The sequence below is a fragment of the Vibrio thalassae genome (assembly GCF_900089835.1).
Lineage (GTDB): Bacteria > Pseudomonadota > Gammaproteobacteria > Enterobacterales > Vibrionaceae > Vibrio > Vibrio thalassae.
The window spans coordinates 1-14,066 of sequence record NZ_OANU01000071.1 but is presented as its reverse complement, the minus strand read 5'-3'; the positions used below and the strand labels follow the sequence as shown (position 1 = coordinate 14,066).

At 46.2% G+C, this 14,066-nt stretch carries 1 protein-coding gene; it reads left to right on the top strand.

Annotated features, from left to right (window positions below; translation table 11 throughout):
* Positions 1-14,066 (top strand): ImpA family metalloprotease (locus VTH8203_RS16940; RefSeq protein WP_158296175.1); only part of this gene is annotated, 14,066 nt, incomplete at both ends.

Here is a 14,066-nt window from a genome sequence, read left to right as displayed (position 1 = left end):
CGGCGTTGCAAGCAGTGATCGACAGTGTTGATAGCAGCGTCGATGCTTTTGCCAGTGTGCAGTTGGCGGCGACCAACAGTGACGTTAACGGTATCAGCAACACCACCTTAGGGAATATCCTAGGTTTAACCTTTGATGGTGCGAACGAGGCCGATTATCAAGCGGCGATAGCGGCAGAGGCAAGCATTGCCGATGTGGCGGCGCTGCAAGCAGTAATTGATGAAGTCGATGCACAGCAAGATTCCATTTCAATGGAAGGTTCGGTAGTTGCTAATGACATTTCAGGCGCAACGGTTGAATTTTTCAGCATTAATGATGATGGCTCGATCATCGAGAAATTAAATATCGGAGACGCTGATGTTATTACCGATGTTAACGGCAACTATACCGCACAGATAAAACCGACTGATACTCGTGTATTGGTGGTGGCGACAAACGGTAATTATCTTGATGAATCGACTGGTTTGAATGTTGATATGACGAACCAGTCGTTGCGTGCCGTTATGGAACAAGCGGTGAATAGCGAGACGTTAGTTATCACGCCGTTGTCAGAAGCCGTTGCTCAGTTGGCGGAAGGAGATTTCTCTCAAGCGAAAATTGCTATGTTGCGTCAACAAGTTGCACAAGAGTTTTTAGGCACAAACGACCCCGATCTGATGGATAAGTTGCGTGCAGTGGACTTATCCAGCTCAGAAAAAGCGGAAGAATATATTGCCGAGAATGGTCTAGAGGCGTTTGAAAAAGCACGAAATATGCGTGAAGTCTTAGCGGGGCTTTCCATTGAAGCTGGCGGTAGAAAGCCGAACCAAGCCATTACGGATTTAGTGAATACACTCAAAGCGGATGGTCAATTATCACAAGCAATAAAAGAGCGTATGTATCGCGATACGCGTCGTCTAATGAAACGTCTCGATAAAAGTGGTCGTCAAGCGAGTATTACCAATAAATTGTTTAATTTAACGTCAACTAAAGTGGCGGAACTTGAACAAGAAATGGATGACGATGACTTTATTCAAGGTGTCCCTGAAGAAATTCAGGTTGGATCGGGGACGAGTAACTTATTGGCGCAGATTGATAACCAATATTTAGAGCGTTTCAATATTACATTCGTTTTGATTTCAGATGGTGTGCGTTCTCAAGTTGATGATCCGACCACATTTACTGTACCAACGAATATTTCTGAATATGTGCTCGAAACCCGTTATGTCGACAAAACACGACCTTCGATTCGCTTTGTTGAGCACTCCAAGCTCACCAACGTTCAAAACAGTGTTAATTACCAACTTTCAATTAGCGACTTACAAACTAATGGTCGACATACGCTATCACTAGAAAATAACGGTAGTGAATCGGCGAACATTCAAGTGTTTAACCTTTCCCCTAAAGTGGTGCAAACGGGAGCATTTAATTATTTAACCCCAGCTCAGTTGACTGATATGACGGTGCTGCGTGATGGTACTGCGACCTTTAGATTGGTTGATATTGCTAAACACTATGATGAGCTGGTGACATTTAAGGTGCTGACACCACGTAGCGCTCCAATTATTACTTGGGCATTGAACGTTAATGGCGATCTGCAAGTTGGCAGCATTTCAGCAGATAGCAGTAATGTGAACGTTTCATATCAAAATGCTGATTCAACTCTCACCTTAATGACGGTGTTACCTGTTGATAGAAACACCACAGAGAGTCTCAGTTGGTCTGTTGTAAAAGATGGTGTGAGGTTCTCGAATATCCAAACGGCGTCAATTGAGTCAATAGTGAATCCATTGGCGTTAACCAATCTGACTACACGTGTTGCCAATAGCGCGATTAATGACGTTGACTTGTTTGTGGAATTTATCGGATTAAGCGATGTTTCAAGCGATGTGGCTATTCTTAGCCAGTATCGCAGTGCGTTGACCAACACAACAGTCTCAACCATGACGCAATTGAACGCGTTAATCGCTGAAGTGAATAGCAGCCAATCCAACACAGATACACTGTTCGTTGAGCTGCAAAATACCGCGACCAATGACGTAACCATGTCACAGCTTAAAGCATTGTTCCCTAATCAATATTTGCCTGAAAGCTTGCTGAGTTATTATCAAGCAACATTAGCAACAAATAGCTGGTCGACTCCTGAAGAAGTTGAAGCGCTCATTGTGTTAGTCAATACACAAAACGCACTCGATGAAGACAACGATGGGGTACTCGGAATTAATGACTCTGACGATAACAACCCTTATACCGATAACGATGGCGATGGGTTACCAGATCGCATTGAGACAGATTTTGGTCTGAATCCTAACGATGCAAGCGATGTCGACTTATCGATTGATAACAACAGTGACGGTATCCCAGATGTGTTAGCCAGCATCCAAGCAAGCCTGCCGACGCCTAATCAATTTGATACCGATATTTGGCTAGACTATCACGCACAATTAACCACTTCGCCAGCATTGGTCATCACAGACTTGATTACGCAACCCTTTGAAAAAACGCTGGATTTAAGCAACTTGAGTGGTGAGGTGTCTTATGAATTCATTGTTAAATTTACTCAGAATTCTGCAAATATCGGTGGTTTATTGGGGCATAGAAACAATGCTGAAGGGCTTGACACCCATTGGCAAATTCGTTTCGAGCAAAGTGCTGACAATATGGGCGCGACGCTATATGGAACATATGATTATGTATTCACCCCAGTTAATGGCCAATCCATAGCCAGTCCTTATGGTTCAACCTCGCATGTGGTGATTGTGGGGCGTGGCAGTCAAACTGAGATGTGGGTTAATGGTGTTCATGTCGGGAGTATTACGCAAAACGCTATCTTGATTAACCATCCGACAACCCCTTTGGGTATTCACAGTGGAACCGTGCAAGCGGGTGATGGTATCTATGGCTTCGCTGCGCATAATCGTGCTCTCAGCCAAGATGAGATCGCCTCTACCTACCATATTGCGTTCTCCATTTATTCAGATAGCGATAACGATGGTTTATACAACGTGGTCGATCTGGATGACGACAACGATGGCGTCAATGATTGGGTCGATCAGTTTCCACTTGATGGCACAGAATGGGCGGATATCGACGGTGATGGTATCGCGGATAATTCAGATATCAGCGTCATCGATGGTCCAACAGGCGATGCCGATGGTGATGGTGTGCTAAACCAAGATGACCTCGATAACATATCGGTGTCGATTTACGACGCAGGTAAAGTATTGCTCAGCGCAACCACCGAAAATAATGTAGATACTTGGCGTTTCCGTATTAATGAAGGCGAATGGCAAGTTGCCGCAACGAACCCAGTGATAGTGGAGCTTGCCAATGGCGAAGCCCGTTTTGATCTTGAAGTGCTAGACGGGGTTGACGGTGAAGTGATTGGCGGTGCCATTTTATTTACAAACATTTCCACTGTGCCGCGTATTTCTTCGGGTTGGGAAAGCGCGATACCGACATTACAAGCCGATCATGCCAATGCTTTATTTGCATTAGAAAAACAAGACGAAACGCTTGCTACAGAACAAGAATTAGTCAACTTAATCAATGCTTCAATCGATCTCAAATCGAGTTTGCAAGATCCGATTAAACAGTACTTCTGGCAGGGTGTCGGCAGTGTCAATTGGTCAACCGGTCGCCGTGCAGGAACCTTTTCATCTGGTCTTGCTTCATCGCTTGAATTATTACCTTCGACGAGTGCTGCGGATGGCGCAGGCAAAAACCTGTTATTAGTAGCGCAGCAAGGGAGTTGGCGTTATGTCGTGCCTGCCAATTCGATGTTTGTAGGGGCAATGAATGATTCAGGCATGAACGCCTTGACACATAATGTGCTTGATTGGGTGGTGGGTGATGAATCTGCAGATAAGCAGATAGAAATCGTGGTCGCCAATATTGCAAACAATGGCTATTCAGCGCACTGGGAAAACCTGCTTGCTTGGCTGAATCGCGAGTATGCAGGCCGATATACGATCAATAATGTTGGATCTTGTGACGGCGCTGCCTTGCTAGGTTGTTTGCAGGCCGTTTCGCCTGATCTTGTGATTGTTGGTGATGAAAATGCCAATATTCATACTGGCAGCGACATGAGTGATGCCTTTAATTACCTCAAAGAGAATGCGATCCCTACCATTCTTGAGCACCAAGAGCGCTATGGGGTATCCGATCTCACAGCAGGTCTGCGCAGCTTAATGAAAGTTACCCCAACCAGTACTGGGCAAAATACCGTGGCGACAAATGTTACCTTGGCGAGTTCACAAGGTGCTAATCCGTTGATGAATACCAAAGACCTTTTTGAACGTTTGCAAACCGGAAATTGGAATTATGAGGCAGCGAAAAATTGTGGTAGTGGAGACGCGATAGGCGTTTTATTGGATTGTACGATACCCGCATTGAACGCTGATTTATTTGATGATGTTAATGTACTGAGTGAGATGTTAAGGGGTTATGATTCAACAAAAAATAACCCTTTTGATGTCATTGATCCTTTGACTCAATCATTGCTGTTATTGGCACAAAAATACCGCCTTCAAATTGATTACCCAATTGAAATAAATGCCGGCACAGCGAAAGAATATATCAATGCACTGTATGCGGAATTGATGGTCTCTCACTCGTGGGCTGAACAAAAGGCGCAACCTGATTTAGGTCGTTATTTCGGTCAAGCGAACGAGACCATCATTAAAGGGGAAAACTTCCATTACAACTACCCTGAAACGGTGGTGAATCAGCAGCGTACTTTGGGTATTGACAGTAAAAATTGGTCGTTAGGATTTGATTCAGACTACAGATATTACGCTAGCCAGCGACAATGGACGATGACTGGCTGGTATGCTCTTCCTGGTGTGCCTGTCACTATCACTCGTAACGATATGGCGGATTCGACCGTTAGCAAGGTTTCTATTCGTTTGCATTATGCGCGTAGGGGGACGCACCGTATCCTTGACGAGCATTGGTCGCCGATCATGGAGCAGAAAGAAATTTTCGACCTTGCTAATAACGAATCGGTTACTTTTTCCACACCCTATGGTGCGCCGATTTATTTGGCGATTGATGGCGGCAACATCAATCGCTACAGCCAATTTACCGTAACGGGAGCGGCGAATCATCCCGCAATTTTTGATGCCAGCGATCTTGCGCAGCGTGAAGCTTTTTTTGACATGCTCGATACCGTCGAGATCCCACACTTAGATATTAAATATGGTCGTCATGAAGCGCATTCGACGCTGAGTGACTATCTCGATGGGGTGAATCTATTTGGTGGTGATCGTGAGAAGCACTTAGAAAGCTGGTACAAAGATCACATCTTTGTCTACTGGATGAATGGTTTGGCTGTAGAACAGTCAGAAACCATGGAAGAGGTTTTATCGCCAGATGTGATGCAAGCATGTATCAATTTGGTGGATGAAGCATCATGTAAAGATACCACCCTGCATGGCCATCAATTTGTTCAGCATTATAACTATGATTATTATCCAATGATCTATACGGCATCAGGCATATCAGGTAATCCGTCAGATCAGGGCACATCCCTAAGTGTTATTTTTGGTAATGCGTCTGATAACCATGAGTTAGGGCATCAGCAGCAGCGTAAACGCCTTGAAGCCTTTGGGACAAATAATCGCAATAGTTGGTCGACTTATTATTGGATGAGTACCGAAACCCAAATAGACGTTTATCGCGATATTGCCATTGAAAATTATTACCAGCGACATCAAGTGCAGGATCGCTATGCCATGTGGAAGCATGCTGGGTCACTTGAAACCTCGTCACGCATGATTTCTGTGCTGGCTGATATGCGAAATGGTTCTAACCAGAGAGTTTCTCTGCGTCAACACGTCGACGGTACTTGTGAAGTCCATATTACTGACAAAGGTGAAGATTCATTGAACTTTACCGAGCAGCGTGGTGTATATGGACGTGCCGTGTCAGAATCCTTCTTCAAGCAAATTGTCTATCAAGGTCGTGGTATGCGTTTACGTGATGGTACGGTGCTGCGTGACCAGCATGGCCTTCATACTATGCTGCGCATTTGGGAACGTCAGTTTATGCTGGCGATGAACGGCGTATGGCAATATACCGATGAAGAAAATGAAGTTCGTTGGGCAGGGCTTAGAGATGATCTCGGCTTCAGTTTGTTCCCATTCAAAGGTACGAATGCGTATAACACCGACTACGGTAATGATCGTGATATGCGTTCAATCCCAGGTAACGACTTTATGCTAGTAGCGCTAAGTTACATTACAGGGTTGGACTGGGTGCCTTATTTCAAAATGTATGACATGCCTGTGTCGGATTTGGCGATGGCGCAATCTGCTGTTAACGGCATTCATGGGGTAAAAGAAACGGGGCTTTATGCACATGAGGGGCTTTCAATACCTTGGGATGGCATAGCTGGTATTCCATGGATGCACATTGATATAGATAACCCAAGTGCGCGGTATCCGTTCGGTGATAGCTCACCGCTTGATTGCGATGGCGCTGGTGTTTCGGTACCTAACCCACCTGTCAACGTAGACTTTACCCGCAATGCAGATGGCACTATTGATTTGGCAATGAGTACGGTTCAAGGCGCATCGCTTGCTGTGACTAACAATACGCCAACCATTATTAATTACGACAGCGCGAATCAGCGTGTGACCGTACTGCAAGACGGTGTGGCCGAATTGCAAATCACCGGCGGTGCGACCAATAGAATCTTCAAATTCCAAGTGGTTGCCAGTGAAATTCAAGATTTAGGTCTTGTGTTCTCGGAAGACAATGCGCGTGGCACCATTGTGCTCACTCAAGGCAGCACCGATAACTTGTATTACCGCATGTATGGTAAAGAATATCGTGTGCTGGATTACCTTGAATTCACCCCCAATCTACTGGGCGACCCGATCACCTTCTTCTACCGTACACCGAAAGGTTTGGTGTACTCCATCGAACAAGATTACGACCTATCGAGTTTTTATGTTGAAGCCGATTCTGATGGTGATGGATTACCCGATCGCTACGAATTAGCGCGTGGTCAGCATCCTTATTCCCCAGGTGATGGTGATTTAGATACCGACAGCGATGGCTTGACCGATGCGTATGAATTAGCGTGGAACCTTAACCCTGACAGTGATCTGGATGGGGCGGATGTCGATTCTGATAACGACGGTGTCAGTAACTTAGAGGAATCCTTAGCGGGATCTGACCCACTTGACAGTACCTCTTATGACCGTGATCGAGATGGTGTTTTTGGTGCGGATGATGTCGATGATAATAATCCTTACAGTGATACTGATGGTGATTTAATTGCCGATATTGTCGAAACCAATGCAGGTTTTGACCCACTTGATCCGTTAGATATTGATTACTCTATTGATGAAAACAACGACGGCACCGCCGATATTTGGGCGCAGTTACAGGCTACCTTCCCAGCACAAGGCGAAATAGGTGTGACGGCTTGGATGCAGCATATAAGCGGTTTATCCGTACCTGCTGAAGTTGTGGTGACCGATTTTGTGAATGAAGCGAATCAAATGCCTTTGGATTTGAGTGCGCTGAGTGGTGATGTGTCCTATGAATTCTTGGTGGATTTACCGGTCGACCGTTCGGGCAAAGTGGTCTTGCTGGGAGCAAGAGACAACAGTATTGGACTGAATACCATTTGGACCTTGAGCTTTGAGCAAGGTGGTCAAACACCTGCCACCTTAGGTTTGACTAAATTTGGTGCAGGGGATTACATCTTCACCGCTGTTGATGGTCAGTCAGTGGATAGCCCTTATGGCGATCCTGTGCACATCGTTTACATAGCACGAAATGGCAGCAGTGAAGTTTGGGTCAATGGCGTACAAGTGGGCAGTTTTTCCGATGCGTTATTGATTAATGATCCACAAACGCCGTTAGGTATCAATGAAGGTAATGCCAATGCAGGAGAGGGCATTTATGCTTTTGCAGCGCATAACCGTGCGCTAACCGCTTCAGAAATAGAGGCGGCTTACCGCAAAGGCACCAGCATTTATGAAGATACCGATGGTGATGGTATTTACAACGTGCTGGATCTCGATGATGACAACGATGGCTATTTCGATGACGGCACATCAGATGATCAAGGTATTGGCCTTGGTGTGGCGATTGGTGGCATTAGCGGTGACATTAATGTACTGATTGCCAGCAATACAACTGTGAGTTACGAGCTGCTAACAAGTTCATCCATCCTGAATGATGTACGTAATGAGCCATATCTCAGTCTCTACAACAGCGAGTTCACTAAAGCGGGCATTGTAAAAGGCAATGTTCACTTGCAACAAATCATCAATGCAGTGAATACCAGTATTGATACGGTGACTGCAATCGGAGTCGCGGCAGATAGCAATGACGGGCAAACCATCAGTTTCGAAAACCTCTCTGCGGTGATTGATTTAGCCGATGTGAATGAAGATAACCTTGGTTATTATCAAGCCTTGATTGCTATGAACACCTCAACCACCTTGGCGACGGTTTCTGACCTACAAACCTTGGTGAACAATGCCAATGCAAGCCAAACGCAACTTGACGCTTTGACCTTAATGGCAGAAAGCCAAAATGCTTCAAGCCTGACATTGGCTATGTTGCAAGGGGTGTTTGGTTTAACTATCACGGATGCGAACTTAGAAACCTATCGGATGTTTATCGCTAGCTCAGATGCGGCTGAGGTCGGTAATCTGACGAGTTTACAAGCCATGATCACCGAAGCAGATGCGTATGTTATTGATCCAACACTTGGCATCACAGGGCATGTAGTTTTAGCCAATATCTCAGGTGCATCGGTTCAAGCGATTGAATTAGTGAATGGTGCCAAAGGTACAGATCTCGCACGAGGCACTGTGATGCTTGATGCGAATGGTGACTTTAGTTTGGTTATCTCTGCTACCGCTCATCCAGTCTTAATTGAAGTGACTGGCGGAACGTATCAAGATGATTCCACCGGATTGACGCGGTCGAATACAGTGATCAGTGCTGTCTTGCCTGAAGTGAAACGTCGTGATCACGTCATTGTTTCGCCTGTAACAGACATTGCTGCACACATGGTGCAAACCGATTACAGCTTGTCTGCGATTAACAGCGCGAATACTGCATTGGCGCAATGGATGATGGGTTCGATGGATGCGAATGCGCCATTCTCTGTTATGCCTTCAACCTTAGATTCTACGGGTACAGGTGAAGCAGAAGCCTATCGTGTGTCGCTAACGGGGCTTTCCGTACTTGGCAGCGGGCAATCAATTTCAGTTGTTAATTCAGCTATTGCCTTGGATGCAACGGATGGCGCAATTGAAGAAGCAACAGCCAAGATGATGTACTTCAATACCCAGCATTGGTTACGTCGTCACGGTCTGACGGATCTTGCCTTGAATGTGCCAAGCTTTGGTTTAGACGCTGCGGCACAGCAAGCAGTGGATACCTTGCTGGCTAACAATCCTATCTTGGGTTACTTCCCAGAGAGAATGCAAACCAACACAGGCACGCTTGATCTCACTGCATTACTCGGTGGGGATTTACCTGCTTCCTTGACGCCAAGTTTTAGTGTGCTTGCTGGCGATAGTCTGGTTGACTTGCCGAGCGGACAGCTTGATACCGGTCTGTATGGCAATGAAATGCTTGTTGAAGTCACTTTTGACTTGGAAGGCGTTGAATATCTTGAAAATGTTGTGCTGCTTCCGCAAACATCACCTGTGGTTGTTACCGCTACCCTTGGTGACATCGCTAATGATGTCAATGCGCTCACTACGTCTAATTCCTTAAATGCGCCAGTCTCAGTCACCAACTTTACCCCTGATGTGATCAGCATTGAAAACGATGAAATCACTGTGCTTGAAAGTGGTGTTGCGCGTTTACTCATCGCTGATGAAAACCATGATTGGGAAAAAGTCGTGCGTTTCAATGTGCGTGATGAGTCAGAAATAGATGGTATTACGTGGGGCTTGAATAATAGCGGTGAATTGGTAGTGGTGTCGCTTGATGGTGATGCCTCAAGTATTGTCATGACTTATCAAGGCAATACAACACGCTTGTCTGACTTCATGTCTTTGGTGTTTGATCGTTCGCTCAATGAAACGTTCACTTTGCAGGTGGAAAAAGATGGTGTGGTTTTCTCTGAGCCACAAACTCAGTCTATTGCTGAGATCAACAACGAGATTGCGATAGCGAATTTAGCGAATCGCGTGGCGGATCTGACCATCGATGATGCAGATATCTTTGCTGAATTCATGTATTTATCGGGTGTCAGAACTGACGCAACCTCCATGGCGAAATACCGTGAAACTTTATCAGGGCAAACCATCAATAGCCTTGATGAGTTGAATAGCTTGATCAGCGTTACCAATGAATTCTTGGATGTGTTTGTTCAACTTAAATCCAATATTGCGTCAAATATTACCTTGGAAGCACTCGCTACAGCCTCGCCAGATTCAACGCTTTATGATTTTGCCTTGGCGCAATATCAAACAGCGTTACCAAAAACCAATTGGCAGACACAGACTGATTTGGCCTTGGTCATCGAGTATGTCAACCGAAATCTTGATTTACCTGCGTCAGGTACCTTGAATCTGGCTGCGTGGATGGTTCAAGCCACATCAGGGGTAGAAGCGGTTGCGACTCACGATACCGAACTGCGCGGAACCGCGAGTACAATGGTTGATCTCAGTGCATTGTCGGGCGACGTCAGCTATGAATTCTTGCTGCATTATCCGGCGGATAACTTCCTTTCAGGCGGTATGTTGGCAGAAAGCGGTAATGGTGCATTACGTTTCGAAGTATGGCGGGATACCAATACCTATGGTTATACCAAATTTGGTGACGGAGATTACCGCTTCACGGCTGTCAATGGTGCGTCGGTCGCGTCCGTCTTTGGACGCGTTGTACACGTGATTTACACCATTTCTGGTAGTACAGCGAGCTTGTACATTGATGGTGAGTATGTCGGTACAGGTGGTAATGCCTTCCTTATCAATAGCGCTTCAAGCACCTTGGGTAATAACGACAGTGGTTCCTTCACCAATAACGATGTGATTTATGCATTTGCGGCCTACAACGAAGCATTAGCTATAGAAGAGATTGCATCACATTATCAGGTCGCCCTGTCTGTTTACCCAGATTCTGATGGCGACGGTTTGTTAGATTATATCGAATTGGCGTTAGGGCTTGATCCAACCGATGTCAACGACGGAGCTACCGCAGACAGTGATACCGATGGTTTCACCAACTTGCAGGAATTCCAATCAGGTACTGATCCATTAAATGGTGCTGATTATGATGCGGACGGTGACGGTGTGTCTGTGCTGCATGATGTGGATGATAATGATCCGCTCACCGATACTGACGGCGATGGATTACAAGACAGCATTGAATTTGCTATCGGGTTTAATCCACTCAATCCAAATGATATTGATTTCACCATTGATGATGATAACGATGGTAAAGCTGATATCTGGACGCTGATTCAATCCAATACGGATGCACTCAACGGTGACTTTACCGACACTGATGGTGATGGTCTCTATGACTTCTTTGACCCAGATGACAACAATGATGGGGTATTGGATAACGGTGAACCCGATGTAACAAGCTATGGTTCGGGCGCAGTAACCGCGAATTTGGTGGTCGAACTGAATCAAATGCTGGCAGCGAATACGAATATTACGGCAAGTTACTTAACTGGCAGTGGTCAACTATCGAACATTGAAACGGCAAACGAAGCGCAATACAACCAAGCATTTGTAGCGCAAGGTACAGTCACGTCGGTGGCACAGATACAAGATACGATTGATATCGTCAATGGTCTTGCAGTGATTGCCACCGCCAATCAAGCGGGAGATGCTAGCACCATTACTTTGAGTGACTTACAAGCTATTCCGAATTTAAACAACCTTGATGCGGCAGCGCTAGTCCAATATCAAACCGACATTGTGAATGCACCAGCGGCAGATTTAGTTACTCTGGCGCAAGTGCAAACCTTGATTGACAATGCTAATGCCAATCAAATCAGAGTCGATAATATTGCAGCCTACGCAGGTACAAATGCCAGTGCGCTTACTGATGCCATGCTTGCTGCGATTACAGGTCTGAGTTTTGATAGCAATAATCTCACTTATTACCGCGAATTCATTCAAGACAGCCTCGAATCAGAACTCAATGACATCGTGAAAATGCAATCTGTGATTGATCAAGCAGATGCGTATGCGCTCGATCCACAATGGACAGTGACAGGGCAAGCGGTGGCGAACAACATCAGCGGCGCAACGGTGCGTGTGTATGCGATTGAATCGGGTGCGAAAGGCACTGATCTCACCAAAACAGCAGGGACTACCGATGCCAACGGTGCCTTCGATATGACCATTGTGCCTACCACGCTTCCGGTGATGATGGAAATCACCGGCGGTATGTACATTGATGAAGCAACGGGTATTTCACTCAATAGCGGCACGCTCACCACAGTATTGCCAGAGATTGCGCGCCGAGATAGCGTGACCGTGTCACCACTGACGGATATTGCGGCTAAAGTGGCTGCAACGGATCTGAGCGTGACAGGAATTAACAGCGCCAATGCGCTTATTGCCAGCACCTTCTTGGATTCCACTAATGCCGATGATGTGTTTGCGATTGCGCCAGCCGCGATGAACGCCACAGGCTCAGGACTTCCGCAGCAATATCGCACCGCCTTGATTGGCTTGTCGGTATTGGGCGGCGGTGAAGCCCTTGCCAATGTGACACAAGATATTGCGACAGATTTGGCTGATAACACGCTGGATGTGAATACCGCCAAAGCCTTGTACCTCAATACTCAAACGTGGCTGCGTCGTCATGGCATGACCGATTTGTCGCTCAATGTGCCTACCTATGGCCTCGATAGCGCCGCGCAACAAGCGGTGGATGCCGTGCTTGCCAATGACACGACCTTGGCGTACTTCCCTGAAATACTACAGACCAGCACTGGAACCCTTGATCTCACTGCCTTGCTTTCAGGTTATCTGCCAACAGGCAGCAGTGTGAGTGTGAGCCTACTTGATGGTGACAGTTTAACAGCGCTCATTGGCACATTAGACACCAGTTTGTACAGCAGTGGTGCTCAGCTTCAAGTTAGCGTGGACGTAGACGGTGTTGCTCGTTTAGAAAGCATTACCCTGCAACCGAGCGCCACTCCTGTTTCTGTTACCTCAACGCTTGGCGATATCAACAACGGCTCACATAGCTTTACGGTGACACCTTCCGATAGCCAAACCGTCACTATTGAAAGCTTAACCCCAGATGTGGCGACCTTTGCCAACGACAGCATCAGCGTAATTAACGACGGTATTGCCCGTTTTGCGATTACCGCAGCGGATAATGCATGGCAAGAGGTGGTGAGTATTGATGTGTTAAGTCCAAGAACCGTCCCAAGCATCACTTGGCAGCTTGATAGCAATGGCGATTTGCAAGTGGCGAGCATCAATGGCGATAACAACCATGTCAACCTGACGTATCAAGGCGTGGATTCCAGTCTTATCCTCATGTCTACCTTGCCAGTCGATCGCTCTGCCAGCGATACCATTTCTTGGTCAGTGATTAAAGACGGAGTGCGCTTCTCAAATGTTGCTAGTCAAGATGTGGTGGACGTGGTGAATCCATTAGCCGTCGCGAATTTGGCGGCGCGCGTGGCAGACACTAATATCGCAGATGCGGATCTGTTTGCGCACTTTATTGGTTTAACTGGCGTATCAAGTGATGCAACGGTCTTGAGCTTGTATCGCAGTGAACTGGCTAATCAAGCGGTAACGTCATTGACAGCGCTTGAAAATACCATTGCCAGCGTGAACGGTACCGCCACGGCCTTTATTGCTTTACAAAACACACCAAACGCGAATATCACGATTGAACAAATCCAAACCTTATTGCCAACGCAATATTTGGCAGCGAGTTTGATCGCTGAATACCAAGCAGCATTGGCAGGTAATGTGTGGAATACCCCAGATGAAGTGCAAGCCTTGATTGCAGTCGTGAATAATGACAATGTGGTGGATTCAGATGGTGACGGTATTTTAGATGGGGTGGAACTGGCACAATTTAGTGATCCGAATGATGCCAATCATCCGATTTACCTA